The organism is Streptomyces sp. NL15-2K (assembly GCF_030551255.1).
Lineage (GTDB): Bacteria > Actinomycetota > Actinomycetes > Streptomycetales > Streptomycetaceae > Streptomyces.
In genome coordinates this window covers 3,569,634-3,594,586 of sequence record NZ_CP130630.1, presented here as the reverse complement: position 1 = coordinate 3,594,586, position 24,953 = coordinate 3,569,634, and the positions used below count along the sequence as shown (strand labels likewise).

The following is a 24,953-nucleotide window of genomic DNA, read 5'->3' as shown; positions in this document are numbered from 1 at the left end:
TCGTAGAAGTGCCGTTATGTATTGCTTGTGCCCCAGTCGTCCTGGCCTGTGCCGTTGACGTTGCGCTCACGCAGGGACCGCACTCGCTGGGCCACCGAGTCGGGAACCCGGTCGCCCACCTTGTCGCTGACCACGTGGTACGCCTTGCCCGCGAACTGGCGGCCCTGCTGCGCCGCCGACTCGGCGGTGTTGCGGACGGCGGGGTTCTGGGCGACCTGGCGGGCGGACTTCTTCAGCTGCTCGTAGCGCTCGCGTCCGGCCCTCGTGCCCAGCACATAGCCCAGAGCGAGTCCGACGACGAACGTGAGTCGGTAGCGCATGGCGGCCACCCTTCCCTCGTGTAGGTCTCCGGTGCGACATCGGTGCCGGGGGGGAACCGATTGGCGGAGCACCCCCCTGCTTGCGCTAATGTATGTGTCGCAGCGAGCGCCCGCCCTCTGGCGAATACCCAGGTAGGTACGTTCGATGCAACGAGGCATTCCTCCGTAGCTCAATTGGCAGAGCAGCCGGCTGTTAACCGGCAGGTTACTGGTTCGAGTCCAGTCGGGGGAGCTCGGTCCTCCGTAGCTCAATTGGCAGAGCAGCCGGCTGTTAACCGGCAGGTTACTGGTTCGAGTCCAGTCGGGGGAGCATGCTGAACGAGGACCCCGTAGGGGTCCTTTTTCATGCCCGGGGGAACCGCTCGAGGCGCGGCGCAGTCCTTCAAGGTCGTGAAGCCGTGCGAAGTCGACCATCCGAAGCAGGAGATCGTATGAGCGGCTATGCTGCGGCAGACGGCGCGCACACGTGTACGCGACACGCCGCTATGGGGCGGTAGCTCAGCCGGTTAGAGCAGCGGACTCATAATCCGTCGGCCGTGGGTTCGAGTCCCACCCGCCCCACCATCGCGTATCAGAGCAGGAACGTTTTCACCTGCGTCGACTGTGCGCCCCGACTTTCCAGGGCCCGTGTAGCGACACGCCAGAGATCGTTAGCTCAGCCGACGCTCAACCGAGTGGAAACGATCAAGACATTGGGCCGCGGGGGATCGTCACCGGTGCGATCGGCATGCCACGCCGGTGACGGGGTCTCTACTTCCAGGTCGTCTTGGCGTAGTGGTCCTTGTGGTCGCGGCCTTTGTGGTCTGGCGGCCACGTGCAGCGCCCCCGCTGGTGTGGGTTGCGCACCCAGCAGTACCCGGCTGCCCGGCCGGCCCGGAGGTCGTCGTACCGCTGAGTGCGGTCCTTCTGTTCGTCAGTCATCGGCTCCGCTCCTTCGGGGTTCGGGTGGGCTGTCGGCGTCGGGGCTGTCGGCCGTGGCACCAGCAGCCGCAGCGAATGGTCATGATGGGCGCCTCCCACGAGGGGGCGCCCGTCCGCCGTATCACCTTGGGCCCCGTGCACAGGTGGCACATGCCGTGGTGGCATTCGGGGGTCTTCTCGTCGACGCTCACGGCCGGTCGGCGAGCGGGACCAGGCGGTGTGTCTCGCGGCACGGGGGGCAGGCGAACAACGCCGGCGCGCGCCCTCCGGAGCCCTGCTCGAGGACGTCGATCAGCCGGACGTCTTCGGCGTCCTCGCCATGCCAGCAGCAGTAGCCGTAGGCGGTCGGGGTGTGGGCGGTGGCGCGCATGGTGGAGAGGTCCAGCGGCAGGGCGTTCGTCGCGGGCCCCGTCATGACTCGTCGTCCTCGTCAGCCAGGCAGCCACCCGCGATCACGACCGCCACCACGTCGACCGCGTTGCACAGGTCGCCCAGCAGGCCCGCGAGGCGCAGGAGTTGGACATCCTGGCTGTGCGCGGCCTCGGCCTGATCGGACTGAACGACAGCCTGCTGCGCGCCTGTCTGCCGCGTGAGCAAGGCGGCAAGGGGCTCCAGTGCGGGTGCTGTTGCTCGACCCGGACAGCGACGCCCTGGCCCGGCGGGCGGCGGAGATCGGGGAGTCGGCAGAGTCCCTTGCCGGAGGTGTGCGGCTCGCCGAGGCACGCCTGCGCGAGCTGGCCGACTCCTGCGACATTCAGGTGTACCGGTACCGGATGCTGCCCACTTGGCGGCTGATCCGCACGGACTCCACCATGTTCGTCAGCGCCTTCGACGCAGGGTGGGAAGGCCACGAGTCGGCGACGTACAAGGTGATGGCGACGCCGCACGGCCCTCTGTTCCGGGGGTTCCGGCGGATGTTCGAGGCGATCATTGACGGCGCGCAGCGCACGGTGTGAGAGGGGAATCGCTGGTGATCGAGGCGGAGTTGAAGGCCCGCGTCCAATCGCCGGAAGCGGTCATGCGGCAGCTCGACCAATTGGCTACGGCGCGCGTTGAGGTGTACCGGGATACGTACTACGACCGGCCGGACGGGTCGTTGGAGAGGGCGGGTGAGGAACTGCGGGTACGAATCGTCCACGGTGCGGACGGAACCAGCACTGTGCTCACGTACAAGGCTGCGGCAGTCGATGAGGCCTCCGGCTCGAAACCCGAGCACGAGACCCGTGTCGAGGATGCCGAAGCCTCCCACGCGATCCTGCGTGGTCTCGGGCACGTGCCGCTCATCGCGTTTGAGAAGCGGTGCCGGAACTACGACTTCGAGGCGCGCGGGCGGAAGATGCTCGCCACGCTCGTGCGGGTGCCGGAGATCGACGGCACGTTCCTTGAGGTCGAGACGCTGGTCGACGAAGACGAGGTGACCGAGGCCCTGGACGACATCCGCGCGGTGCTCGCCGAGCTCGGCATCGGGCCGGAGGATCTGACGCGGGAGACGTACACAGGCGCGGTGGCGGCGCAGCGGGCCTGACCCCGGGCATGACGAATCGCCCCCTGCACGGCCGCGTGGACCGTGCAGGGGGCGTTCGTTCATGGGTACTGGCGGCGGGTGGGGTCGAGGGCTACGGCGAGGGGCCCGTTGCCGTCGCTGTTGCCGGGCTCGTCGGGCGGTGGCGCGTCGGTCCGGCGGCAGACGAGGGCGTCGGGATCCCACTCGGGCGCCTGCAGCGAGTAGCCGTCGGGGCAGTTCTGCCCGTCGGTGCCGTCCTTGCCGTCGACGCCGTCGCGGCCATCCCTCCCCGGAGGGCCGCTCGGGCCGGGGACGGTGGAGTCGGCGCCCGGCGGCCCTGATGGTCCGGGCACTGTGGAGTCCGCACCGAGCTGGCCGGGTTCACCGGACGGGCCGGAACCGCGCCGTTTTGGAGCCACCCGCGGTGGCGCAGTTGGTCGACGACCCGGGTGATCTCGTTCTGTCCGTCCGAAAGTGGCGAATGCCGGGTGACGACCCCATGGGCCAGGCCGTTCCAGTAATCGACGGGCTGAGTGGCCGGCATGTCGTCGGTGACGGCCGGATCGGCCGGCGCCTGGTCAGTGATGGTTCCGGAGCCGCCTCCTCCAATGTTGGTGATGTACTTTAGGTGTGTACATCGTGGATGCTGGAGGTGTCCGATGTCGGTGACCCAGATTGATCTCGATGACGAGGCGCTTGCGGAAGCCATGCGGCTCATGGGTGCCACGACGAAGAAGGAGACCGTCAACGCGGCTCTGCGGGACTACGTGGCACGGATCAAGCGGCTTGAGGCCGCGGAGAAGCTGGCTGCGCGGGGCGCGCGGGGCGAGTTCGAGCAGGCGTCGGCGGCGCATGACGCGCAGAAGCGTGTGCGGCGAGCGGCCTTCGAATGATCACGTACTTGCTGGACACCTCTGCCCTCTGGCATCTGTTCCGCATCCCAGGCGCGTTGGAACCCTGGGAGGGGCACATCGCCGCGGGGGTGTTCCATATCTGCGAGCCGACGCGAACGGAGTTTCTCCACTCGGCGACCAGTCCCGCTCACCGGGACGAGCTTGCCGAGGAGTTGGATGCACTCTGCCTGCTCTCGGCGGTTCCGAAGAACGCCTGGCGCTGGGTGGAGACCGCCCAGTACAAGCTCACGCAGCAAGGGCAGCATCGGGCGGCTGGAGCGATCGATTTGCTGGTGTGCGCGACCGCGGTGCACCACGGGCACACCGTGCTCCATGTGGACAACGACTTCGCAACGGTCGCCGGGGTGCTCAAGGAGGTCCAGCACCGCGACGTGCGGTGATCGCCTGGACGGTGACCGGATCACCTCCGCTCGAGCGGAGAGGACTTCCGCGCCGGCCCTGGCGGCGGCGAGGGCGGCGGATCACCTCCGCTCGCGCGGAGAGGACTCGGCCACCTTCTGTGCCGGGCGGGTGAGGATCGTGCCACCTCCGCTTGCGCGGAGAGACCGCGCGCCTCGGAATCACGAAGAACACCTCAGCTCCGCAGCCGGATCACCTCCGCTCGAGCGGAGGTGATCCGTGCCTCACCGCCAGCGTTCCGGGCGGTACCGGGTGGGGAGACCACCATGCCCACGATCACCGGAACGCTCACCGTTCCCGGCACCGTCCTGCACTACCAGGTCTGCGGCAGCGGCCCGCTGCTGCTGATCTCGCAGAGCCGAGAGGGCGACGCCGACCGCACCACCGACCTCGTCACCCACCTCACCGACACCTTCACCGTGGTCACCTACGACCGCCGCGGGCTGTCCCGCAGCCGGCTCCATGCCCCGAGAAGGGCGCGACACTGGCCGAGCATGCTGACGACGTCCACCGCCTCTTGGCCCACCTCACGGACGGCCCCGCTCACATGCTCGGCTCGGACAGCCGCCGCCTCATCGTGGTTGGTCACCGTGCCACCTCATCATCCGGACGGCGGTGCGCGCCAAGGTCTTATGAAGACCCGGAGAGCGGCAGCGCATCCATGGTCGGGTTCAGAGGGGCAACCGGCGTTCCTCCCCTTGTCCGACACCGCCCATAGTGTCATGCTCGCGACGCATGTTTGCGTAAACATGCCGCGGACGTGACGACGTCCGGACACCGACCGATCCGGTCCGCACAGCACAGGACCCGGCCCGCACGGCACACGACAGAGGGGATCCGACTCAGACATGCCCAGACCTGGAAGGGCGGCGGCTGTGGTGGTGACCGCCGCCTTACTGACCGGCCTGCTTCCCGCCGTCGCGGGGGCCTCCACACCCGGAAGCGTCACCTCGCGTTCCCAGTACGACGCCATCCCGAAGTACGACGCCATCCCGAACGGTCAGACGTATTACGACACCAACGGCGACCCCATCGATGCCCACGGAGGAGGCTTCCTCAAGCGAGGAGACACCTACTACTGGGTGGGGGAGGACAAGTCCCAGGGCAACGCCCGGTTCAACGGACTGAATCTGTACAAGTCCAAGGACCTGGAGAACTGGCAGAAGGTCAAGCAGATACTCACGGTGGACTCCGAGGACACCCGCGGCAACAAGATCCTCACCCACGCGAAGGTGGAGCGCCCGAAGCTGCTCTACAACGAGAAGACGAAGAAGTACGTGCTGTGGGGCCACTGGGAGATGGCCGCGGACTACTCCGCCTCGGAAGTCATTGTGGCGACCTCCAGCACCATCGACGGCCCTTACACGATCACCTCGAAGGGCCATTTCCGCCCCGGCGCGGGGAACGCCGAAGCGGACGCGATGGGCGACCGCGTAGGGCAGCCGGTCGAGGACTTCGACACCTCGGCCAAGGACGCCGCGAACAAGAAGCACGCCTACAAGCCCGTGCAGGCCGACTATCCGGCGAAGATCCTCCAGTACAAGGCCCCGGACGCCCGCACCCCCGAGAAGCTGAGTTACGTCGGTGACGACGACTACGGCACGAGCCAGGCCGGCAACTCGTGGACGTACCAGTTGAACGACATCGCGCACGACACGACCGTGAAGGCGAAGGCGGTCCGGATGACCGGCTTCGACACGTCGGCCTACGACCGGTACGTGAAGGACTACAACGTCTCCACCAGTGGCTACATCGTGCGGTATCCGACGGCGACGGCGTCGGACACCATGACGGCCCGGTACACGATCGGTGACCCGGGGACCTCCCACGATCAGCTGGTGGCGCCGGTGGTGTCTCCCACGCTGAACGAGTCGTCCGATCCGTCGGTGGTGCTGGTCAACAGCCAGGACGTCGCGTTCGTCACCGGTGCGACCGCCGGCGCCGTCTCGTACTTCACGACGGACGGGTCCGACCCGGCCGCCCCGGACAACCCCCAGCGCCGGAGATACCACGACGGGATGCGGATATCCCTGGCGGGCGCCCCCGGCAAGCGGACCGTCGTCAAGGCGGTCAGCGAGAAGGGCGGCAAGGCCAGTGAGGTCACGTCGGTGACGTATCAGGTGGCCGAGGACGCCTCGGACGTGCCGGTGTTCACACCGGTCATCAACCGTGTCCCCGGTACGTACGACACCTTCGGCTACAAGGAGCTGCGGATCTTCTCCCCCTCCTACGGTGCGGAGACGTACTACACCATGGACGGTCAGGACCCGGCCCCCGCGCGCAAGGGCGACAACATCGGGTACGGCTCACGTGACTTCACCGTCCACCAGGACGAGAAGACCGGCGAGGCATACCTCGTCACCGCGCAGGACCACATCTACATGCGGGTGTGGAAGCTGAACGACTCCTTCACGGACGTGGTGCCCGACAAGGAGTACGACATGTACGTCGGCGAGCACCGCGAGGCTCCCGCCCTGGTCCGCCACGGCGGCAAAAACGGGAAATACATGTACCTCATGACGTCCTACCAGTCCGGCTGGTACCCCAACCAGGCCCAGTACGGGCGTACCGAGGACATGGACGCAGGCTTCCGTGAGCCGCGGGACGCGTACGGCTACCGCAACGGCCAGAAGGCGTGGAGTTCCCTCCAACTCGTCGGTGACAACACCACCTACGGTTCCCAGCCCACCAAGATCCTCAACATCGGTACCGACAGCAAGCCGAGTTACGTGTACATCGGCGACCGCTGGCGCCCGGACCTCCTGCTGAAGTCGACGTATGTGGCCATGCCCCTGACCATCAGCGACAGCGGCAACGGCGGCAAGGGCCTGATGAGGCTCCAGCCCACCCCGCGACTCGACCTCGACACCAAGAACGGCAAGGTCAAGCAGCCGGACTGGAAGCTGCTCTCCCTGAACAAGCCGGTGACCGCCTCTCCCAAGGTCCGTGCCGCCGTCGGCGCGCCCACCGAGAGCCAGAGCGACTGGGAGACCACCCCCGAACAGGAGAAGACCGGGATCTACCGGCACTACGACGCCACCGAGGCCAACGACGGCAAGGACGCGGACGTCAGCGTCTACGACGACACGGAGCAGTACTACAAGAGCGCAGGGCTCCCCTTCTCCTGGCAGGTCGACCTCGGCGGGCGCCACAAGCTGGCCTGGATCGGGCTCTCGTTCAAGACGGTCGGCGGTTCGGACAACGTCCACCGCTACACCGTCTCGGCCAGTACCGACGGCCAACGCTGGGCGGAACTCGTCGACAACACCCAGAACAACCGGGTCGGCCACCAGAGCCACGAGCTGACCGGTTCGTACCGCTACGTCAAGCTCGATGTGTACAAGTCCTTCGACCTCGCGCACGGCAAGGACGCCGACTGGTCCCGCGGGCTCTACGAGGTATCCGTCTACGGCAAGTGAGAACCGATGCGCGCGGCCCGGCCGTGGCGGTGAGGATCCTTCCATGCCGCTCTTCGCCGGTCTTCCTGGAGACCGAACGGCCGGCGCCGCGCCCGTTCACCGGTCACCGCCACCCGGGCGGGCACGTTCGGGACCGTGGGGAGGTGAGTTGAGGACTTCGCGTGCCGAGCCCACACCAGTGGAGTGATCTGGCTCACAGGCTGTCACAGCGATCAGTCGCCCGGTGTCTTGAGGCCGAACCCCTTGAGACAGGAGCAACTCATGAAGCACCGCATCGTCGTCCTCGGCGCCGGCTACGCCGGGGCCTACGTGGCCGGGACCCTGGCCCGCCGGCTGTCCCCGGCGGACACCGGGATCACGGTGGTCAACGCCGAGCCGGACTTCGTCCAGCGGCTGCGGCTGCACCAGCTCGCGGCCGGCCAGGAGATCGAGGCTCCACAGCTCGCCGACGTCTTCGCGGGCACGGGGATACGGCTGCGCCTGGCCCGTGTCACCGCCGTCGACCCCGAGCGCCAGGTCGTCGCCGTGGCCGACGCCGACGGCGGCGGCGAACTCGGCTACGACACGCTTCTCTACGCGCTCGGCAGCCACGTCGCCGACGGCGGCGTCCCCGGCGTGGCCGAGCACGCCTTCGACGTCACCGGCAGGCCGTCGGCTCTGCGCCTGCGCGAGCGCCTGGACAGCCTGGGCAGGCGGGGCCAAGGCGGGAGTGTGCTGGTCGTCGGCGACGGGCTGACCGGCATCGAGACCGCCACCGAGATCGCCGAGTCCCGGCCCGGCCTGTCGGTGACGCTGGTCGCCCGCGGCGAGCTGGGAGCCCGGCTCTCCGCCGGAGCCCGCGGTCACCTGCGTCGGGCCTGCGAGCGGCTGGGCATCACCGTCCTGGAGCAGACCAGCGTCGAAGCCGTCGAAGCCACGCGGGTACTGTGTGCCGACGGCACCGCCCTGGCGTCCGACGCGACCGTGTGGACGGCCGGGTTCGCGGCCGGCCCCATCGCCGCCGCCGGCGGGCTGGAGGTCACCGAGAACGGTCGGATCGTCGTCGACCGCACCATGAGGTCGGTCTCGCACCCGGACGTCTACGCCGCCGGCGACAGCGCCTACGCCATCGGCGACAACGGCCGGCCGCTGCCGATGTCCTGCGCTTCGGCCGGCTACACCGGCCGGCAGGCCGCGGACGCGATCGTGGGACGCCTCACCAGCCGCAAGATCCCGAACACCAAGCTGGAGTACCTGGGCAACCACATCAGCCTCGGGCGGCGGGACGGGATCCTGCAGATGGTCGACGACGAAGCGCAGGCAAAGCCGAAGTATGTGGGAGGCCGGAAGGCCGCGCGGATCAAGGCGGGCATCCTCAAGGTGTCGCTGTGGGCCACCTCGCACCCGACCTTCGGCCTGCCCAAGCGCAAGCACCGCCTGGCCGCCGCGCCGGATCCGTCCGTCGGGAAGACGGTCCGACCCCTGCAAACGGAGGAGCCACCTATGGCTGAGAACACCGATGTCGTCGTGCACACCTGGTCCAAGGGCGACCACCGCCGGCAACTGCCGCAGGCCGAGCAGGGCGGGGCGTCGGCCATCGCAGCGGGCAGCCTGACCAGGCCTTCGACATTCGAAGGGAGAGAGACCCAGAGATGACCGACCACACCACCGACCTGGCGACCGAAGCGTTCGTCGCCCACCGCAACCTGCTGTTCACGGTCGCCTACGAGATGCTCGGATCGGCGGCCGACGCCGAAGACGTCCTCCAGGAGACCTGGTTACGCTGGGTCAAGGTCGACCTGGGGCAGGTGAGCGACCAGCGGGCGTACCTGGTGCGGATCACGACCCGGCAGGCGCTCAACCGGCTGCGCACCATCAAGCGCCGCCGCGAGGCGTACGTCGGCCAGTGGCTGCCCGAGCCGCTGCTCACCACGCCGGACGTGGCCGAGGACATCGAACTGGCCGAGAGCATGTCGATGGCGATGATGCTCGTCCTGGAAAGCCTTTCCCCGACCGAGCGGGCGGTGTTCGTGCTGCGCGAGGTCTTCGAGGCCGACTACGACGAGATCGCCGAGACCGTCGGCAAGACCCCGGCGGCCGTACGGCAGATCGCGCACCGCGCCCGTGGGCACGTCGACGCCCGCCGGCCCCGCCGGACCGCCTCTCCGAATGAGACACAAGCGGCACTGGAGTCCTTCCGACGCGCCATCGAGACCGGGAACCCGCAGGACCTCCTCGACGTACTCGCCCCCGATGTCGTTCTGCTCAGCGACGGCGGCGGCGTCACGCGCGCCGCGCTCAGGCCCGTCATCGGCGCCGAGAAGATCGTCCGCTTCTACCTCGGCGGCTCCGCCAAGGTCGAGGCCACGATCACCTGGGAGCCCACCGTGGTCAACGGCAGCCCAGCACTCGCCGTACACGTGGGCGGCGAGCTGGACGGCGTCATGGCCGTCCGTGTCGAGGACACCCGCATCACCGGCCTCTACTTCGTCCGCAACCCCGAGAAGCTGACCCGCGTCACCTGCGAGACCCCGCTCACCCTGCGCTGACGCCAACGGCTCGGAAGCACCCGTCCATCGCCGCACACCACAAGAGGGGGACCACACCATGACCAGACAGACGACGGCCGTCGCGCCGCGAGGCCTCACCTTCCTCAGGACCGCGACAGCCCTGCAGACCCTGACCCTCTTCTTCCAGGCGGTCACCGCGGGCATGCTGCTGACCTCGTCCCACGGATACACGCTGCACGACGTCGGATCGAAGGTGATGTACGCCGCCGCCATGCTGTACGTGCTCGCCGCGGTCCTGGCCTGGCGTCCGGGCGGCGGATCCCCCCGCCCCGTCCTGTACGCCACCGGCTTCCTCCTCCTCGCCTCGGCGCAGGTCGCGCTGGGTATCGCGCACGTGCCCTCGCTCCATGTCCCCTTGGGTGTGGTGATGTTCGCCCTCAGCACCCTGGCCCTGGTCCGGACACTGTCCACGCGCTTGCCGCTGCGCCCCGCGGCCAGGTCGTAGCCGTCTGGTGAACCGCTGTGGACGGCTACCTCGCCGACCTCCGCCCGCGCGCAGGTCGGCGACCACGCGGGGGCGTGGCCCTCCAGCAGGTCGCGGGCTGTGGGCCTGGACGAAGGCGGCGCGGGCGGGCTGGGCGGGGTGCAGGTCCTCGGCGGCCTTCCACAGGTATTCGAGCACGTGTGCGAAGTCGACGATGATGTCGATGTCCACGTCGCGTCCGGCGGCTTCTCTTTCCAGGCATTCCAGCTGGTGGTTGGCGCCGTCGACCAGCACGATCCAGCGGCGGCCGTGCGTCGGGTCGGGCTTTTCGGCCTGGTCGAACAGCATGGTGACCACGGCGGCGGTGGAGTGCTCCAGGGAGGCGTCGATCCGGCGGCCCGCGGCGCGCGGTGGGCGGCCTGCTCCTGGCGCCGTCCGCAAAGGTCCATTTGCTTGAAAGCTTCATGGCAGCTGCCGCCGGAGCGCTCGTGCTACCTGCGTTCCAAACTTCGCCATCTCCGTGACCGATACGGTGACAGATTCGCTTGCAGCTCGCTGTCCGTAGAGTCGGGCGTGGTCAGCGCACTCGCGCGCGCACCGCGGGAGACGGGGTCGTCATCCGCGTGACATGACCGCGCCCGACCTGCCGCCCCCGGTCGCCGGGCCGGCACGCCCCCTGCGCACAGAATGCGTCGCCGTCTCAGGAGGAGCGTGACTCGCGCGAGCGCCGGAAACCGTCGACCACAGCCAACTCACCGGAGGGTCACATGGACACGTCGCGAAGTAGCTCGCAGCCCGCAGGACACATTGCCGTCGAGGGCCACGCCGGGGTGCTTGTCGCTCGTATCGACGGAGGCCCGCATGCGTTGTTCGATCCCGAGATCACCAAGCAGCTGAAAGAGTTGGTCGATCGTGCAGACCGCGATCCGGACATCCGCGCGGTCGTCTTCACCGGTACGCATCCTGACCGCTTCTTGAGTCATTCTGATGTGCGCTGACTACAAGAAGGTGGCACTGGATTCCCGCCGATCAACACGCGCATCGCCAAGCTCGTAGCGCGCACCGCGAGACTCATCAACAGAGTGCCGGTTGTCAGAACGCTCGCGGGGATGACCCGGCTCAAGACACTTCTGCAGCTCGACAGCTTCCATGCCACCTTCCTGAAGATGAATGCAAGCGGCACCATCTTCGTTGCGGCACTCAACGGTTCGGCACTTGCCGTCGGCGCGGAACTGGCATTTGCCTGTGATCTGCGCATCATGGCAGACGGGGAGCATGTCATCGGCCTGACAGAAGTCCTGCTCGCACTGACACCGGGTGGCGGCGGCTCTCAGCGACTGCCTCGTCTGATCGGTACTCAGCGGACGTTGGTCGCCGTTCTCGAAGGCAGGCCGTTCACGCCTGCAGAGGCTCTCTCGCTCGGTGCGGTCGACGAAGTGGTGCCACAGGAAACGGTCCTCGCACGGTCGATCGAGCGCGCAGAGTATCTGAGCCTACGCTCGAAGAAATCTCTCGGAGCCATCAAGCGATCCATCTACTTCGGCAGCTCCCTGTCGCTCGAGGACGGCTTGCAGCTCGAGCACGCCGAGTTCCTGGTCAGAGACCAATCGAAGGAAGCTCAGAGGCGGATGCTTGAATACATCGCCACCACGGACGCCACTGGCGAGCTCCCTCTGTTGAATCGTGAGACGTACGCGCGAGCACTCGCCGCCGGGCGAATCGGAGGTAGCCCAAGCGAGTAGATCGGGTCGATGTGGAGGGTGTTGTCAGGGCCCTCGCCCCAAGCTGCCGCTCCGTCCCCGGTGACGAAGGTCCGTCGGTCAGCCCCGCGGCTGCCATGAGCATGGAGATCCGCCGGCCGCCAATGCCGCACCAATTGAAGCGGCACCCGGCCACCTCGATGATCCACCGCTCCCCGCTTGCACTTCCCCCGTGCATTTCTTGCTCTCACTACAGAAGACCACTTGCCAACCACTCGTCCTCCCGTTTAGTATTATGATCATAATTCAATGGCTCTGGAGGCCGCAATGACTACAACAAACCGACCGGTGGCACTCGTGACAGGCGCGTCCACCGGTATCGGAAAGGCGGCCGCCCTCGCGCTCGCCGCAGCGGGTTTCGAGACGGTGGGGACGAGCCGGAAGACGTCGGGAGCCGACCGTCGCGACGGCGTGACGTTCCTCGCCCTCGACGTGGGCAGCGACGATTCGGTCGCTGCCGCGGTCGAGCAGGTGATCGAGCGGTTCGGGCGGATCGACGTCCTGGTCAACAACGCGGGCATCGGCTCCTCGGGCGCCGACGAGGAAAACTCTCTCGCGCAGGCCCAGCGCCTCTTCAACATCAACGTCTTCGGTGTGATGCGCATGACCAAGGCCGTTCTCCCGCACATGCGCGCCCAGGGAAGCGGGCGCATCATCAACATCTCGTCCGTCCTCGGGTTCCTCCCCGCGCCCTACATGGCCACCTACTCGGCGTCCAAGCACGCGCTCGAGGGGTACACCGAGTCCCTGGACCATGAGATCCGCGAACACGGGGTCCGGGCCCTTATCGTCCAGCCGGGCGGTACCAAATCCTCGTTCGAGGCGAGCACCGTCGAGCCCGACATGCCCATGCAGATCTACGCGGAGCAGCGGCGCATCGCCGACAAGCTGGCGTTGGCGGTCAACGAGGACGGCGACGACCCCGCCACCGTCGCGAAGGTGATCGTCGCGGCCGCCACCGACTCCAAGCCGAAGGTGCGGTACGCCGCCGGCCGGAGCGCCCGGCTCCTCAGCGCTGCGCACCGTATCCTTCCCGCCGGGGTCTTCGACGGACAGATCCGCAAGACCAACAAGCTCGCCGGCTGAGATTTGCAGACTGAACCGCCCCGGTTCGGATGGAGACTCGATTCCGTGTAGAGAGTCAGAGTCATGGCCCGACTTGCCCAAGGCGCGCCTGGACGGGCCGAGCCGGGACATCGAATGCGCTCGTATCGTTCATCGACGAGCACCGGCACCGCTTCGGCGGTGCCGAGCCGATCTGCCGCGTGCTGACCATGCACGACTGACCTGCAAGAACGCCATGGATCAGCTGAGAAACGCAAACTATTGTGACCTGCGGAAACGTCTCATCGGGGGTGCGGATTCACAACTTTGGGCCAACGGACTGAATCCGGGGATCGGCGGAGGCTTCGGCTTCGCGTTACTGCCTGAGGTCGATCATGCGCACGTGCTGTCCCGTTGTGCGGGCGATGGTTTCGAAGTCCCGGTCGAAGTGGAGAAGGGTGAGTCCCGCCTCCTCGGCGGCGGCTGCCACGAGGAGGTCGACGGGGCCCGCGCTGCGGTGCTCACCTTTGGCTGTGAGCTGCTCCTGGACCACGCGGGAGCGGCGATAGACGCCCTCCGGCACGGGGCACCAGGCGTAGGTGGCATCCAGTGCCGCCTTCAGCCGGGTGCGGTCGGCGAGTGACCGGGCGGAGTAGAGGACTTCCAGTTCGGTGATGTCGCAGATCGCGACGAGCCCGGCGCCGATTCTGTCGTTCCACTCGGCCGTGCTGTGACCCAGCAGGACACGGGCGAGGGCGGAAGTGTCGATGAGGTAGTCGGCGACGGTCACTCATCCGCTCCGGCGTCGCGGCCGCCATCTGCCGGGCTTGTGGGTCGGTACTTGCTCTTGTCGAGAAGAAGATCGATGTCCAGGGCGCCTTCGGCTGCCAGTTCACGGGCTTCGTCCAGTGCGCGCAGCCGTCGGTAGCGGGCCGTCACCTCCCGCAGGGCGGTGTTGATGGTGTCGCGCTTGGTTGTCGTGCCCAGTTCCTTGGCGGCTGCTTCCAAGGCCTCGTCGTCGAGGTCGATGACAGTGCGACTCATGGTGCCCCTCCTTCATGTACAAGGACGAGTATATCAATGCACAAGATCCATTGTATCTGGGCTTTTGCTGTCGCGCGCCCAGCGCCGGATCGGCGCCCGGCCGCGGGCGGTGGGCGAGTAATTCGCCGCTGAACAGCCGTTGCTCAAGCCGCTGCCGGACGAGCCGTTCGAGACCGGCCGCTGGTCGAGCCCGCGGTGGACCGCTACGGGCAGGTCAGCGTCCGCACCGCGCCGGTCGAGGAAGACGTCGGCGCCCTGACCGAGGTGATTACGGAGGGCAAGGCACGCCATATCGGTCCGTCCGATGTGACCGTCGAGCAGATCAACGCGCCCGGTCCGTCGGTCGAAGCACGAGCCGACCCGGCCCATGGACTGGGTGACGCCCAGCTTGCGGCAGGCGCGGGCGAACTTCCGGGACGTGCACTCGCTGCCGCGGTCCGAGTGGAAGATCACGCCGTGGATGTCACCGCCGCGGGTTGCCGCTGCCAGATCCAGCGCGGCCATGACCAGGTCCGCGTCGTGGTGGGTGCCCGTCGCGTAGCCGAGCGGTTACGACCATTCAGCAGACCCGGACAGCCAGTCACGGCAGTGGTGAAGACAGGGCAGGTGAAGCCGCGGCAACTGGTGGACGAGCACGATGCCGACAACACGAAACACGTGCGAAACGGGCGATTCGTAAACTCCGGCACGTGCGCCTGACAGTAATTGAAGCCCCCAACGAGTGGAGCCGGTTCACCGAGGGTTCCATCGAACGCCGCATGCTGCTGGCCCTCGGCGACCGGCTCGGCACGAGTCTGCGTCCGAAGCCGCTCATGCTGCCCGACGGCAGCCGTGTCGAGGTCGAGGGCATCGACACCGCGGGCCGCGTGCTCGTCCAACTCGTCAGCAATCAGGGCGCCTACAAGCCCGCCTACCGCAACAAGGTCATGGCGGACATGTTCAAGCTGCTCTGGCTGCGGGACTCGGTGCCGACCGCCGAGCGCACGGTGCTCCTCGTCACCGAGTTGATCGTGCAGGCGCTCGGCGGCTGGGTGGCACGCGCGGCGGCGGACCTCGGCATCGAGGTCTACGTCTTCGACGGAAGTACGGTCGTAACACTGAAGCGCAGCACGTAAAGCCCGCGAAACGCAACAGGGCGGGGCGGCGAAACACGGCATACCTAAAGTCGGTATCACCTAAGCGGATTTCCGCGTGGCAGCCTCCCCGCACTCGCTACGCACGCTCTCCGACTTCCAGGATCGGGCCTTCGTGCTCGCGACATGGATGGGAGCGTGAAGGTGACTGGCACGCCAGCACTCGAGTTGCGGTCGGTACACCGGGTCTACGGATTCGGGTTGTCCGCGACGAATGCCCTCGACAACGTGGATCTGACGGTGCCGCCCGGCCGCTTCGTCAGCCTCATCGGGCCCAGCGGCTGCGGCAAGTCGACACTGCTGCGCATCGTGGCCGGCCTCGAGCGGCCCGACCGGGGCGAGGTCCGGGTGCACGGCGTGCCCCCGGCGCAGGCATGCGCCGCCAAGATGATCGGGCTCGTGCCGCAGAGCCCGGCGTTGCTGCCTTGGCTGTCCGTGCTGCGGAACGTCACACTGCCGCAGAAGATGAACAAGGGTGCCGCCGGCCGCCGTGCGCGCATCGCCGGCTTCGCCGAGCGGGGGGCCACAGCGGATTCCGACATGAGGGATCTCCTCGTCAAGGCGGGTCTGGGTGAGGCCCTGGACAAGCTCCCGGCAGAGCTGTCCGGCGGCATGCAGCAGCGTGCCGCGATCGTGCGCGCCTTCGGCCTGCGGCCCGACGTGCTCGTCATGGACGAGCCGTTCTCCGCACTCGACGAATTCACTCGCGAGAGCCTCCAGGACCAATTGCTCGACCTCTGGGACGAGCTGAAGACGACCGTCCTGTTCGTCACCCATTCCGTCCCCGAGGCCGTCCGGCTCTCCGACACCGTGGTCGTCATGGCCCCGCGCCCCGGGCGCATCGTGGACACCATCGACGTCGACCTGCCCCGGCCGCGCGGTGAGCGCCTCTTCGGGGAGCGCCGTTTCCACGAGTACGAGGACCTGATCCGAGACCGCCTTCGCCGTGCCTGGCACGGCGAAGCCGCCTGAGTGGGAGCGCGGAGAGATGACCGTAGCCGACGAACGCACCACTGTGGCGACCGAGACCCAGCTGCCTGTCGAGCCGTCGCGCTTCAGCCTCAGCCACCCGAGGTCCCGGATCGCGTGGATCCGCCCGTCCGTCTGGGCGCCTCTTCTCGTGATGCTGGCGATCCTCGCCGCCCTCTGGCAGTGGGGAGCCGACGAGCTGCCGTACCTGCTGCCGGCGCTGCCGGACATCGGCCACTCGCTCGCCACACAGCTCGGCTACTACGTCGACAACGCCCTGGTCACCCTGGGCGAGGCGGTGCTCGGCCTCGCGATGGGGTTCGTCGCCGCGTTCGTTCTCGCGGTGCTGACCAGTGAGCTCCCACTGGTACGCCGGGCGGTCATGCCGATCGCGGTTGTCCTCAACGTCACTCCGCTCGTGGCCATCGCACCGGCGCTGGTCGTGGCCTTCGGCTTCGGCCCGCTGCCCAAGCTCGTCATCGCCGGCCTGATCTGCTTCTTCCCACTCCTGATCAACACCGCGATCGGTCTGCGGTCCGTGTCGCAGCAGGTGCTGCAGGTGTACCGGACGATGGACGCCGGCCGCGTCGAGTTGCTGTGGCACGTGCGCGTCCCCAACGCGCTGCCGTTCTTGTTCGCGGGGCTGCGCATCGTCTTCCCGCTGTCGCTCGTCGGCGCCGTGGTGGCCGAGATGTCGGCGTCGGGATCGGCCCGCGGCCTCGGCACCGTGATCAGTGTGGCCTCGTCCATGAACCAGCTGCCGGTCGTATACGCCGCGATCCTCGTCCTCGCGGTCATGGGTGTGCTGTTGCTGCTCGCCGTGACGCTGGTCGAGCGCCGCGTTCTCCACTGGCACGACAGCGCCCACAACTGATTCGGCTCATCTCCCAGCACAGCCCGTGGCCCGCGATCGTCGGGGCTCTGGCGACCCATGCCCTCATCCGCACCGTTCCCCGGCGGCCACCGCCAGGTTGGAGTCACCCATGTCACCCTTGCAGTCCCGCCTCATCAGATCCGGGCTCGCATCCATCGCCGCGATCGCGCTGACGACCGGCGTCGCGGGATGCGGCTCGGACTCCGACGCCAGCGCCTCGACCGGCTCGGAAGGCTCCGCCATCTCCGCGAAGCGGTGCGCCGAGAACAAGGCCGTCGGCAAGATCACCTACCTGTCGGGCTACCAGTACCAGTCGTCGGTGTCGATCCTCGAGTACATCGCCGCAAGCAAGCTCGGCTACTTCAACGACCTCTGCCTGAACGTGGTTCTCCAGCCCGGCACCGGCGATACGGCGCAGAACGCCAAGCTGCTTGCCAGCGGCCAGGCGACCGTGAGTCCCGTCGCCCAGCAGGACCTCATCCAGGCCCGGGCCAACGGGATCGACATCACGGGTATCTCCTCGTACTCGGACGCCGGCCTCGAGATCCTGATGACGAACAAGGACATCACCAAGCTGACCCAGCTCGACGGCAAGGTCGTCGGCCACAAGGGCCACGTACCCGCCACCGTCCAGGCGATGCTGGTCAAGGCCGGAGTCAAGTGGGACTCGCTCAAGCTGGTCAAGCAGGGCTACGACCCTTCCGTACTGCCGCGCAGGCAGGGCGGGCTCGAAGCCCTCACCGGGTTCGTCTCCAACGAGCCCAACCAGCTCAAGGCGGCCGGCGACGCCGTCACGGTGTGGAGGCCGATCGACTACGGCGTCCCGAGCTCGCTCGGCGCGATGGCGGTGAATCCGGCGTTCGCCAAGGCGCACCCGCACGCCGTCGAGGACATCCTGCGCGCCGCGCTGCACGCCTACGACTACTGCTCGGCCGACGACAAGCACATCGCCGAGTGCGTCGGGTATGCGGCACAGCTGTCCGGACCGACGTACGACAAGAAGCTGAACGCGGCCATCTGGAAGACCGAGACGCAGGTCGTCAAGGAAAACGCTACGCCCGGACAGCCGTTGGGCGGCATCGACCTCAAGAACGTCGCGGCGCTCGTCGACATGCTGCACCAGTTCAAGACCGTGCCCGACAGCGTGACCCCCGCCCAGGCCAAGGGATGGTTCGACACTTCCCCCGTGAAGAACATCTACGCCGCCGACAAGCTCGTCTGGCCCGCCCCGTAGCCGCATCGCGCCGGGGCAGCCCCGCTCGGCTCCCGGCGCCTTCCGCAGCAGCGAAAATCTCACGGAAAGGCCCACCAACGTGCCCGCGAAAGAGTATGGAGTTTTCCTCCCCATCGCGAACGGGGGCTGGATGCTGTCCACGACCGCGCCACACCCCGAGGCGACCTACGCGTGGAACAAGCGCGCGGCCCTGCACGCGGAGGCCATTGGTCTCGACTTCATCATGTCGATGGCGAAGTGGCGCGGCTTCGGCGGCAGCACCGACCACTGGGGCCGCTCGCTGGAATCGATGACGATGATGGCGGCGCTCGCCGAGGCGACCAGCCGGGTCAAGATCTGGGCGACCGTGCACACCAACGTCCACAATCCCGCCATCGCCGCGAAGATGTTCACCACCCTCCAGGACATCTCCGGCGGCCGCGCCGGCATGAACATCGTCAACGGCGCCTACGCGGGAGAGTTCGAGCAGTACGGGGAGTGGGACCCGCGGCTCAGCCACGAGGACCGCTACCGGATGACGGACCTGTGGACGGAGGCTGTCACCCGGCTGTGGACCGAGGACTCCGTCACCATGCACACGCCCTACTTCGATCTCGTCGACTGTGAGTCCCGCCCGCATCCGGTCAGCCGCCCGACCATCATCAACGCGGGCAAGTCGGAGGACGCGCGCCGATTCCAGGCCACCTACGCCGACGGGGCCTTCCTCGGTGCCGCAACCCTCGACGACATGCGGGTGCTCTCGGCAGACGTCCACGGGCGGGCGAAGGCCAACGGCCGGGTCTGCAAGACCTACTCGATGCTCACCGTCGTCCAGGACGAGACCGACGAGCTGGCCGCCAAGAAGGTGAAGGAGTGGGGCGCGGGCCTCGACCGCGAGGCACTCACGCACATGCGCCGCACCTGGGGCGTGCCCGAGGACCAGGCCCGCGCGTGGGCCGAGGGCGCCGACGGCGAGGCGGCTTTCCAGACCGCGTACGTCGCGGGATCGGCGCGAACGGTCACCGATCACATCGAGTACATCGTGCGCGAGGCCGACCTGGACGGGCTCATGCTGATCTTCCCGGAGTACGACAAGGACATGCTGCTGTTCGGCGAGACCGTGCTGCCGGCCCTGCGCGACCGCGACGAAAGGGCGGTCTGATGTCCGACCTGCGCGACAGACAACTCGCCCACCTGACCCGGCCCGGCAGCAGGCCCGCGCTCGTGGTGGTCGACGTGCAACGGGACTTCGCCGATCCGGACCGCCTCAAGGACTACGGCCTGACGGATGCCGCACTGTCGGCGCTCGACCAGGCGGTCACCCGCATCGGCGACCTCGTCGACGCCGCGCGAGCGGCTGACGTGGCCGTCATGTGGGTCGAGTTGGGCAGTGCCCCGGCGAGGCCGTGGCGGTCGGGCAACTGGCTGCGCGGAGGCGACTACGACGCGCCCATGAGTCCGGACGAGCCGTGCGTCCTCGGTAAGCCCGGGGCCGACTGGTACCGCGTGCAGCCCGCCGAGGGCGAACCGCGCGTGGTCAAGCGCGGGTACAGCGGCTTCCTCGACACCGACCTCGACGCGCGGCTCCGCGGGGCCGGCTGCCGCTGGCTCACCGTCGTGGGTCTGACGAGCGAGTGCTGCGTCCACGCGACCGCCCTGGACGCCATGCAACTGGACTGGCCCGTCGTCGTCCCCCGGGACGCCACGGCCGCCTACGACCTCGACGTCAACGCCGCGGCCCTCGTGCAGATGGGACTCAACGTGGCCGTACTCAGCGACACCGACGAAATCGTCGAACTGTGGAAGAAAGGCGTGCGGTGAACGGCATGCACATCGGCTTCGACCTGTCCTTCACCCACACCGAGGGCGCGTGGGCCCGGCAGGGGTCATGGGTCGGGCAGGACTTCCCGGACGTACGCATGTACATGGAGCTCGCGCGGACGGCTGAGCGCGCCGGCGTCGGCATGCTGTTCTTCGGTGATGGCAGCGGCATCCCCAGCACCTGGCGGGGGAAGATCGAACCGGCCGTGGAGTGGGGCATCCAATGGCCGCGCCACGACATGTCACCGGTCATCGCGGCGATGTCCACCGTGACCGAGAAGGTCGGCTTCGGACTCACCTATTCGTCGACGTTCATGCACCCGTTCTACGTCGCCCGGCTGCTGAACTCGCTCGACCACGTGACGGGTGGGCGCATCGCCTTCAACGTGGTCGCCTCGACGCGCGGCGCGGACGCGGCCAACTATGGGTTCGCCGAGCTGATGGACCACGACCTGCGCTACGAGCGGATGGAGGAGTTCCTCGCGGTCTGCCGCGGGCTGTGGGACTCGGTGGCACCCGACGCCATCGTGCGTGACCGGGAGACGGGCCGGTTCGCCGACCCCTCGAAGGTGCACCCGATCGATCACCAAGGGCGCTTCTTCACCGTCAAGGGCCCCCTCGCGTCGGTACCCAGTCCGCAGCACCACCCGGTCATCGTCCAGGCGGGCAACTCGCCCCGCGGCATCGCCGCGTCAGCCCGGTTCGCCGATCTCATATTCGGCTTCGGCGGCAACCTCACGGCGCAGCAGAACCATCGCAAACTGCTCGACGAGGCACTCCTCGCCGAGGGGCGTGACCCGGCCCGTACGGGCATCCTCTGGGCCACGCAGGTCATCGTCGGCCGCACGGCGGCCGAAGCACGGGCACGCCGCGACGCCGTGCACGAGTTCTGGAACGAGGAGGCCGTCGCCACCTACCTGTCGCACAACGCCGGCTACGACCTCTCCACGCTGCCGCAGTCGTTCCGCCTGGCCGAGCTGCGCGACGAGATCGTCGCTGCCAACGCCAGTCCAGCGGGCCTCATCGGCTCGCTCGTCGCCGAGTTCGGTGAGAACCACACGATGAGCCGCGGCGAGTTCTTCGCACACGGCCGAGGGAGCGCGACGGGACTGGACCACAGCATCGTCGGCGACCCCGCCACCGTCGCCGACGCCTTGGAGGAGAACTTCGCCGCGACCGGATCACGCGGCGGCTACATGCTCTCCTGCCCGCTGGCCATGCCCTCGGGCTTCGCCGAGATCAGCGAGCTGCTGCTGCCCGAGCTGCGCCGCCGCGGCGCGCTCGCACCGGCCTACCCCGGCGCCACTCTGCGCGAGAACCTGGCGGTGTGAGATGACTGCAGGGAGCGAGCGTCGTCACTGGCTCGCCCTCGGCAGCCTGTGCGCGGGGTTCTTCATGCTGCTGCTGGACAGCACCGTCACCTCGGTCGCGCTGCCCGCGCTGATCACCGGCCTGCACACCAGCGAGACCCTCGCGATCTGGGTCAACAGCAGCTACCTCATCGCCTATGCGGTGCCCCTGATCGCCGCGGGACGGCTGGGGGACCGCTACGGCCACCGGCGCGTCCACCTGATCGGACTCGCGGCCTTCACGCTCGGTTCACTGCTGTGCGCGCTGGCCCCCACCGTCGAGGCACTCATCGGATGGCGGATGGCACAGGGCGTCGGTGCCGCGCTGATGACGCCGCAGTGCCTCACCCTCATCAAGGCGCTGTTCCAGCCGCCGCGCCTCGCCGTCGCGCTCGGCATCTGGGGCGCGGTCGGCGGAGCCGCGGTGGCCGCCGGGCCGCTGGTCGGTGGCCTGCTCGTCGCTATCGGAGGCTGGCCCGCGGTGTTCTGGGTCAACGTCCCGGTCGGCGTCGCGGCGATGGTCGCGGTGTCCGTGTTCGTGCCCGCCCTGCCCCGTCAGGAGACGGGCATCCCGGTGTGGGCGTTCTGCGCGAACGCGACCGGCGTCGGCGCACTCGTCCTCGGCATCCAGGGCACGGACGCCGCGAGCGCCTTCGTGCTGGGCGTCCCCCGCTGGCTGCTGACCGTCACCGGCGCGCTGGTCGTCGCGGCCGTGGTCTGGCTGCAGCGTCGCGACGGGCAGCGCGCGCTGGTGCCGGTCGCGTTGCTGCACAGTCGCGGATTCGTCATCGCGGCCTGGGGCGGCGCCGCCGCGGCCTTCAGCGCGGGCTCGGTCATGATCCCGCTGATGCTGTACCTCCAGCAGGAGCGCGGGCTCGCCCCTGGACCGGCGGCGCTCACCCTCGTACCGATGGGCGTGCTGTGCCTGCTCGGCGCTCCGTTCTCGGCCCGGCTCAACAACGGAATCGGACCACGCGCCGTCGCCGTCATCGGATCGTCCGCGCTCGTCCTGTCCATCGGGGCCTCGGCGGTACTCGTCGCGATGGACGCACCGGTCCCCGCACTGACCGCCGCCTTCGCGGTGTACGGAGTGGCCAACTCGTTCGTCTGGTCACCGCTGTCGATCGCGGCGGTGACCACGGTCGCTCCGGACGAGGTCGGGGCAGCGTCGGGGACCTTCAACGCCATGAAGCAACTCGGCGCGGTGCTGGGCAGCGCGGCCTGCGCCGTTCTCCTGGCCGGGTTCGGCTACGCCCCCACCCTCGGCGGACTCGCCGCCACCGGACTGCTCTGCCTCCTCGCATCCGTGCTCCTGCGAGTCGACCGTCCCGGAGCCGACTCTCCCGCGGCGTCCGCCGCCGCGCCCCCTCTACCGACAGGAGTCGCCTGATGAAGGCTGTCGCCGTCATCGGAAACCCCAAGCCCGGCTCGCGCACCCGTGACGCCGCCGAACGCCTCGCCGCAGCCCTCGATCTGGACTGCGAGGTCCTCGAAGTCGCCGCGCTCGGGGCCGGCCTGGTCGCCTGGGGCGACCCGGAGGTCACCGCGGCCGTCGAACTCGTGCGGTCCGCCGACATCGTGATCGCGGCATCACCCACCTACAAAGGCACCTACACCGGCCTGCTCAAGATCTTCCTCGACCAGTTCCCCACCGCGACGGGCCTGGCGGACCAGGTGGCGTTGCCCCTCATGCTCGGTGCGGGACCAGCGCACGCGCTCGCCCCCGAACTCACGCTCAAACCAGTGCTCGTCGAACTCGGTGCGACCTGCCCCGCGCAGGGTCTCTACCAACTCGACTCCACCTACACAACGGATGACTCACTCGCCCGCTGGGCCGGGCAGTGGAGCCGCATTGTGCTCGAAACCGCTAGGACGAGGACCGCACGATGACCACGATGGAAGCCCTCACCTCGGATCTCGGCGAGCTGAAGAGAGCGTTCGCCGCATTCCCCTCAGGAGTCGCCGCCCTCTCGGCGCGGGTCCACGGTCACCCGACCGTCATGATCGTTTCGTCGTTCGCCGTCGGGATCTCCGCCGACCCGCCCCTGGTCGCCTTCGCCGTGCAGCACAGCTCGACGACCTGGCCGGTGCTGTCCCGCGCGCAGACGATCGGAGTGTCCGTCCTGGGCGAGGAGCACAGCGGCAAGGCACACCAACTCGCGTCCCCCAGCAAGGAAGAACGGTTCGCCGGCCTCGGCACGGTCGAAGGAGCATCCGGCGCCATCTTCCTGGAGGGCGCGCCGGTCTGGCTGGAGTGCACGATCGAGCACAACTATCCAGCCGGCGATCACGAGATCATCGTGCTGCGTGTACTCGCCATGATGGCCGACGACGAGCGCAATCCGCTCGTCTGGCACCGACGGACGTTCAAGATGCTGGCCGACTGAGGCGGGATGCCGGCGCCACGACGGGCCGGCATGGCTGGGAGCAACTCACCACCCTGCCGGGCTTTGCTCTGGTGGGGTGTGGCTGCCGGTCCGCTGAGGGCCTTTCAGAGGTCGGGAAGGCGTTCACCTTGGCGCCGAACGCGACGAAGTACTGGAAGAGGAACCCGCGGCCGGGTTCCCAATCCGAGGGCGAGCGGGGGCCGCATGACCGGCCGAGCCGACCCCTGACCACACCCCACAGCGCCACGGCAGCGGTGGAGGCACAGGTGTGCCGGCTGCGGCAGACCCGCAAACGCGGACCAGCCCGCCTCGACCCGATCCTGGGCGTGCCCGCCTCGTCCGTGCACCGCGTCCTGATCCGCCGCGGCCTGAACCGCCTGGCCTTCCTGGGCCGGCCCACCGGCCAGGTCATCCGCCGCCACGAACGCCACCAGCCCGGCGCACTCATCCACGTCGACGTCAAGAAACTCGGCCGCATCCCCGACGGCGGAGGCCACAGAGTCCTCGGCCGCCGAGCAGGCCGCGCCCGACGCGGCAGCATGGGCTTCGCCTGGCGGCAGGCGCTGGCCGACCTCGGCGCAACCGGCAAACTCACCCGCGCCTACCGGCCCCAGGCCATCGGCAAGGTCGAACGCTTCCACCGCACCCCGCACCGCGAGTGGCGCTGTGGGCGGCGAATGAGCCGATCCGGCCGGCCAGTTGGATGCGAAGGCGCCGATTGGTCCTCTGTGACCATGGCTGAACTTTGACGGTGAGGTCGTTGTGGCAGTTCCGTGAAGGGTCCTTTATCAGCCAGACACAACATGACTGGTTGTCGATGCGCGCCACTGCCTGCATGCCGGGAAAACGTCCGATGGGCGGACGTATGTCCGAATTGGGTGGACCTTGTTCGCACCTGAGCGATTTCTC

28 protein-coding genes, 3 tRNA genes and 5 pseudogenes are annotated in these 24,953 nt (G+C 68.3%); 26 read left to right on the top strand and 10 right to left on the bottom strand.

Annotated elements, in window-relative coordinates:
- Positions 1-14: 14 nt before the first annotated feature.
- Complete coding sequence (locus Q4V64_RS15865) at positions 15-320, bottom strand: YtxH domain-containing protein (protein WP_124442489.1); 306 nt, start codon at positions 318-320, stop codon at positions 15-17.
- Between the two features lie 159 nt (positions 321-479).
- Here Q4V64_RS15865 and Q4V64_RS15860 point away from each other — a divergent pair.
- The 3 genes from Q4V64_RS15860 to Q4V64_RS15850 all read left to right on the top strand — a co-directional run bounded on the left by Q4V64_RS15860 (position 480) and on the right by Q4V64_RS15850 (position 884).
- Positions 480-552, top strand: a tRNA-Asn gene (locus Q4V64_RS15860).
- 5 nt (positions 553-557) lie between these two features.
- Positions 558-630, top strand: a tRNA-Asn gene (locus Q4V64_RS15855).
- 177 nt (positions 631-807) lie between these two features.
- Positions 808-884: transfer RNA gene (locus tag Q4V64_RS15850), tRNA-Ile, on the top strand.
- 186 nt (positions 885-1,070) lie between these two features.
- Here Q4V64_RS15850 and Q4V64_RS15845 read toward each other — a convergent pair.
- The 3 genes from Q4V64_RS15845 to Q4V64_RS15835 all read right to left on the bottom strand — a co-directional run bounded on the left by Q4V64_RS15845 (position 1,071) and on the right by Q4V64_RS15835 (position 1,838).
- Positions 1,071-1,241: a hypothetical protein gene (locus Q4V64_RS15845; protein ID WP_172629382.1), complete on the bottom strand. Its 171-nt coding sequence runs from the start codon at positions 1,239-1,241 to the stop codon at positions 1,071-1,073.
- A gap of 187 nt (positions 1,242-1,428) precedes the next feature.
- Positions 1,429-1,656 carry a hypothetical protein gene (locus Q4V64_RS15840; protein ID WP_253267190.1) on the bottom strand — a complete coding sequence of 76 codons (228 nt, stop codon included), beginning with the start codon at positions 1,654-1,656 and terminating at the stop codon, positions 1,429-1,431.
- On the bottom strand, positions 1,653-1,838 hold the full coding sequence (locus Q4V64_RS15835; protein ID WP_253267191.1) for a hypothetical protein: 186 nt from the start codon (positions 1,836-1,838) through the stop codon (positions 1,653-1,655). Before Q4V64_RS15835 ends, Q4V64_RS15840 begins: the two co-directional genes overlap by 4 nt.
- Before the next feature lie 17 nt (positions 1,839-1,855).
- Between Q4V64_RS15835 and Q4V64_RS15830 the strand changes: the two genes are divergently transcribed.
- Together Q4V64_RS15830 and cyaB are read left to right on the top strand one after the other, a co-directional pair.
- Positions 1,856-2,197 carry a hypothetical protein gene (locus Q4V64_RS15830; RefSeq protein ID WP_253267192.1) on the top strand — a complete coding sequence of 114 codons (342 nt, stop codon included), beginning with the start codon at positions 1,856-1,858 and terminating at the stop codon, positions 2,195-2,197.
- A gap of 14 nt (positions 2,198-2,211) precedes the next feature.
- Positions 2,212-2,766, top strand: a complete 555-nt coding sequence (cyaB, locus tag Q4V64_RS15825) for a class IV adenylate cyclase (protein WP_124442490.1) — start codon at positions 2,212-2,214, stop codon at positions 2,764-2,766.
- Positions 2,767-2,825: 59 nt separating this feature from the next.
- Here cyaB and Q4V64_RS15820 read toward each other — a convergent pair whose 3' ends face one another.
- Both Q4V64_RS15820 and Q4V64_RS55000 read right to left on the bottom strand, forming a co-directional pair.
- A complete protein-coding gene (locus Q4V64_RS15820) occupies positions 2,826-3,098 on the bottom strand; it encodes a hypothetical protein (protein WP_216377659.1) in 273 nt (90 codons plus the stop codon).
- A 56-nt stretch (positions 3,099-3,154) separates the two neighbouring features.
- Positions 3,155-3,289, bottom strand: a pseudogene (locus tag Q4V64_RS55000) (MarR family transcriptional regulator); the annotation flags it as partial.
- A gap of 115 nt (positions 3,290-3,404) precedes the next feature.
- Between Q4V64_RS55000 and Q4V64_RS15815 the strand changes: the two are divergent.
- The 7 genes and pseudogenes from Q4V64_RS15815 (at position 3,405) to Q4V64_RS15785 (ending at position 10,471) form a co-directional block, all read left to right on the top strand.
- Positions 3,405-3,638 carry a type II toxin-antitoxin system VapB family antitoxin gene (locus tag Q4V64_RS15815; protein WP_124442491.1) on the top strand — a complete coding sequence of 78 codons (234 nt, stop codon included), beginning with the start codon at positions 3,405-3,407 and terminating at the stop codon, positions 3,636-3,638.
- Positions 3,635-4,039: a PIN domain nuclease gene (locus Q4V64_RS15810; protein WP_124442492.1), complete on the top strand. Its 405-nt coding sequence runs from the start codon at positions 3,635-3,637 to the stop codon at positions 4,037-4,039. Before Q4V64_RS15815 ends, Q4V64_RS15810 begins: the two co-directional genes overlap by 4 nt.
- A gap of 285 nt (positions 4,040-4,324) precedes the next feature.
- Positions 4,325-4,614: pseudogene (locus Q4V64_RS54995) on the top strand (alpha/beta hydrolase); the annotation flags it as partial.
- Between the two features lie 292 nt (positions 4,615-4,906).
- Complete coding sequence (locus Q4V64_RS15800; RefSeq protein WP_124442493.1) at positions 4,907-7,477, top strand: discoidin domain-containing protein; 2,571 nt, start codon at positions 4,907-4,909, stop codon at positions 7,475-7,477.
- A 261-nt stretch (positions 7,478-7,738) separates the two neighbouring features.
- On the top strand, positions 7,739-9,112 hold the full coding sequence (locus Q4V64_RS15795) for an FAD-dependent oxidoreductase (protein ID WP_253267193.1): 1,374 nt from the start codon (positions 7,739-7,741) through the stop codon (positions 9,110-9,112).
- A complete protein-coding gene (locus Q4V64_RS15790; protein WP_124442494.1) occupies positions 9,109-10,005 on the top strand; it encodes an RNA polymerase sigma-70 factor in 897 nt (298 codons plus the stop codon). Before Q4V64_RS15795 ends, Q4V64_RS15790 begins: the two co-directional genes overlap by 4 nt.
- 58 nt (positions 10,006-10,063) lie before the next feature.
- Positions 10,064-10,471: a hypothetical protein gene (locus Q4V64_RS15785; protein WP_124442495.1), complete on the top strand. Its 408-nt coding sequence runs from the start codon at positions 10,064-10,066 to the stop codon at positions 10,469-10,471.
- 153 nt (positions 10,472-10,624) lie between these two features.
- Here the strand turns inward: Q4V64_RS15785 and Q4V64_RS15780 are convergent.
- Positions 10,625-10,792 (bottom strand): annotated as a pseudogene (locus tag Q4V64_RS15780) (ISKra4 family transposase); the annotation flags it as partial.
- A 425-nt stretch (positions 10,793-11,217) separates the two neighbouring features.
- Here Q4V64_RS15780 and Q4V64_RS15775 point away from each other — a divergent pair.
- The 3 genes from Q4V64_RS15775 (at position 11,218) to Q4V64_RS15765 (ending at position 13,296) form a co-directional block, all read left to right on the top strand.
- A complete protein-coding gene (locus tag Q4V64_RS15775; protein ID WP_216377660.1) occupies positions 11,218-11,448 on the top strand; it encodes a hypothetical protein in 231 nt (76 codons plus the stop codon).
- A 111-nt stretch (positions 11,449-11,559) separates the two neighbouring features.
- Positions 11,560-12,192 carry an enoyl-CoA hydratase/isomerase family protein gene (locus tag Q4V64_RS15770; RefSeq protein ID WP_216377661.1) on the top strand — a complete coding sequence of 211 codons (633 nt, stop codon included), beginning with the start codon at positions 11,560-11,562 and terminating at the stop codon, positions 12,190-12,192.
- A 285-nt stretch (positions 12,193-12,477) separates the two neighbouring features.
- On the top strand, positions 12,478-13,296 hold the full coding sequence (locus tag Q4V64_RS15765) for an oxidoreductase (RefSeq protein WP_124442497.1): 819 nt from the start codon (positions 12,478-12,480) through the stop codon (positions 13,294-13,296).
- A 334-nt stretch (positions 13,297-13,630) separates the two neighbouring features.
- Here Q4V64_RS15765 and Q4V64_RS15760 read toward each other — a convergent pair whose 3' ends face one another.
- The 3 genes and pseudogenes from Q4V64_RS15760 to Q4V64_RS15750 form a co-directional block, all read right to left on the bottom strand.
- Positions 13,631-14,044, bottom strand: coding sequence for a PIN domain nuclease (locus tag Q4V64_RS15760; protein ID WP_124442498.1), 414 nt, complete (start codon positions 14,042-14,044; stop codon positions 13,631-13,633).
- Positions 14,041-14,298: a type II toxin-antitoxin system VapB family antitoxin gene (locus Q4V64_RS15755; RefSeq protein WP_124442499.1), complete on the bottom strand. Its 258-nt coding sequence runs from the start codon at positions 14,296-14,298 to the stop codon at positions 14,041-14,043. Before Q4V64_RS15755 ends, Q4V64_RS15760 begins: the two co-directional genes overlap by 4 nt.
- A gap of 351 nt (positions 14,299-14,649) precedes the next feature.
- Positions 14,650-14,832: pseudogene (locus Q4V64_RS15750) on the bottom strand (DDE-type integrase/transposase/recombinase); the annotation flags it as partial.
- Between the two features lie 155 nt (positions 14,833-14,987).
- On the opposite strand from Q4V64_RS15750, the gene Q4V64_RS15745 reads away from it, so the two are divergent.
- The 11 genes and pseudogenes from Q4V64_RS15745 to Q4V64_RS15695 all read left to right on the top strand — a co-directional run.
- Positions 14,988-15,413: a hypothetical protein gene (locus Q4V64_RS15745; RefSeq protein WP_124442500.1), complete on the top strand. Its 426-nt coding sequence runs from the start codon at positions 14,988-14,990 to the stop codon at positions 15,411-15,413.
- A gap of 219 nt (positions 15,414-15,632) precedes the next feature.
- Entirely contained in the window at positions 15,633-16,403 is a 771-nt protein-coding gene (locus tag Q4V64_RS15740) for an ABC transporter ATP-binding protein (RefSeq protein WP_253267194.1), read from the top strand.
- 16 nt (positions 16,404-16,419) lie between these two features.
- Positions 16,420-17,274, top strand: coding sequence for an ABC transporter permease (locus Q4V64_RS15735; protein ID WP_124442502.1), 855 nt, complete (start codon positions 16,420-16,422; stop codon positions 17,272-17,274).
- A 109-nt stretch (positions 17,275-17,383) separates the two neighbouring features.
- Complete coding sequence (locus Q4V64_RS15730) at positions 17,384-18,508, top strand: ABC transporter substrate-binding protein (protein ID WP_216377663.1); 1,125 nt, start codon at positions 17,384-17,386, stop codon at positions 18,506-18,508.
- Positions 18,509-18,587: 79 nt separating this feature from the next.
- Positions 18,588-19,649 (top strand): LLM class flavin-dependent oxidoreductase, encoded by a 1,062-nt coding sequence (locus tag Q4V64_RS15725; protein ID WP_124442503.1) that lies wholly within the window; start codon positions 18,588-18,590, stop codon positions 19,647-19,649.
- Positions 19,649-20,308, top strand: a complete 660-nt coding sequence (locus Q4V64_RS15720) for an isochorismatase family cysteine hydrolase (protein ID WP_124442504.1) — start codon at positions 19,649-19,651, stop codon at positions 20,306-20,308. The genes Q4V64_RS15725 and Q4V64_RS15720 overlap by 1 nt, the downstream gene beginning before the upstream one ends.
- Positions 20,287-21,639: an NtaA/DmoA family FMN-dependent monooxygenase gene (locus Q4V64_RS15715; protein ID WP_253267196.1), complete on the top strand. Its 1,353-nt coding sequence runs from the start codon at positions 20,287-20,289 to the stop codon at positions 21,637-21,639. Before Q4V64_RS15720 ends, Q4V64_RS15715 begins: the two co-directional genes overlap by 22 nt.
- Position 21,640: 1 nt before the next feature.
- Positions 21,641-23,047 (top strand): MFS transporter, encoded by a 1,407-nt coding sequence (locus tag Q4V64_RS15710; protein ID WP_124442505.1) that lies wholly within the window; start codon positions 21,641-21,643, stop codon positions 23,045-23,047.
- Entirely contained in the window at positions 23,047-23,547 is a 501-nt protein-coding gene (locus tag Q4V64_RS15705; protein WP_124442506.1) for an NAD(P)H-dependent oxidoreductase, read from the top strand. Before Q4V64_RS15710 ends, Q4V64_RS15705 begins: the two co-directional genes overlap by 1 nt.
- Complete coding sequence (locus Q4V64_RS15700) at positions 23,544-24,044, top strand: flavin reductase family protein (RefSeq protein ID WP_124442507.1); 501 nt, start codon at positions 23,544-23,546, stop codon at positions 24,042-24,044. The genes Q4V64_RS15705 and Q4V64_RS15700 overlap by 4 nt, the downstream gene beginning before the upstream one ends.
- A 182-nt stretch (positions 24,045-24,226) precedes the next feature.
- Positions 24,227-24,676: pseudogene (locus Q4V64_RS15695) on the top strand (IS481 family transposase); the annotation flags it as partial.
- Positions 24,677-24,953 lie beyond the last annotated feature (277 nt).

Excerpts from the sequence above, each read along its gene's own strand:
- Q4V64_RS15845 (WP_172629382.1), bottom strand. The coding sequence starts at position 1,241 with ATGACTGACGAACAGAAGGACCGCACTCAGCGGTACGACGACCTCCGG.
- Q4V64_RS15865 (WP_124442489.1), bottom strand. The coding sequence starts at position 320 with ATGCGCTACCGACTCACGTTCGTCGTCGGACTCGCTCTGGGCTATGTG.
- Q4V64_RS15790 (WP_124442494.1), top strand. The coding sequence starts at position 9,109 with ATGACCGACCACACCACCGACCTGGCGACCGAAGCGTTCGTCGCCCAC.
- Q4V64_RS15730 (WP_216377663.1), top strand. The coding sequence starts at position 17,384 with ATGTCACCCTTGCAGTCCCGCCTCATCAGATCCGGGCTCGCATCCATC.
- Q4V64_RS15840 (WP_253267190.1), bottom strand. The coding sequence starts at position 1,656 with ATGACGGGGCCCGCGACGAACGCCCTGCCGCTGGACCTCTCCACCATG.
- Q4V64_RS15720 (WP_124442504.1), top strand. The coding sequence starts at position 19,649 with ATGTCCGACCTGCGCGACAGACAACTCGCCCACCTGACCCGGCCCGGC.
- Q4V64_RS15710 (WP_124442505.1), top strand. The coding sequence starts at position 21,641 with ATGACTGCAGGGAGCGAGCGTCGTCACTGGCTCGCCCTCGGCAGCCTG.
- Q4V64_RS15705 (WP_124442506.1), top strand. The coding sequence starts at position 23,047 with ATGAAGGCTGTCGCCGTCATCGGAAACCCCAAGCCCGGCTCGCGCACC.
- Q4V64_RS15775 (WP_216377660.1), top strand. The coding sequence starts at position 11,218 with ATGGACACGTCGCGAAGTAGCTCGCAGCCCGCAGGACACATTGCCGTC.
- Q4V64_RS15755 (WP_124442499.1), bottom strand. The coding sequence starts at position 14,298 with ATGAGTCGCACTGTCATCGACCTCGACGACGAGGCCTTGGAAGCAGCC.
- Q4V64_RS15815 (WP_124442491.1), top strand. The coding sequence starts at position 3,405 with ATGTCGGTGACCCAGATTGATCTCGATGACGAGGCGCTTGCGGAAGCC.
- Q4V64_RS15800 (WP_124442493.1), top strand. The coding sequence starts at position 4,907 with ATGCCCAGACCTGGAAGGGCGGCGGCTGTGGTGGTGACCGCCGCCTTA.
- Q4V64_RS15770 (WP_216377661.1), top strand. The coding sequence starts at position 11,560 with ATGACCCGGCTCAAGACACTTCTGCAGCTCGACAGCTTCCATGCCACC.
- Q4V64_RS15735 (WP_124442502.1), top strand. The coding sequence starts at position 16,420 with ATGACCGTAGCCGACGAACGCACCACTGTGGCGACCGAGACCCAGCTG.
- Q4V64_RS15785 (WP_124442495.1), top strand. The coding sequence starts at position 10,064 with ATGACCAGACAGACGACGGCCGTCGCGCCGCGAGGCCTCACCTTCCTC.
- Q4V64_RS15700 (WP_124442507.1), top strand. The coding sequence starts at position 23,544 with ATGACCACGATGGAAGCCCTCACCTCGGATCTCGGCGAGCTGAAGAGA.
- Q4V64_RS15810 (WP_124442492.1), top strand. The coding sequence starts at position 3,635 with ATGATCACGTACTTGCTGGACACCTCTGCCCTCTGGCATCTGTTCCGC.
- Q4V64_RS15795 (WP_253267193.1), top strand. The coding sequence starts at position 7,739 with ATGAAGCACCGCATCGTCGTCCTCGGCGCCGGCTACGCCGGGGCCTAC.
- Q4V64_RS15765 (WP_124442497.1), top strand. The coding sequence starts at position 12,478 with ATGACTACAACAAACCGACCGGTGGCACTCGTGACAGGCGCGTCCACC.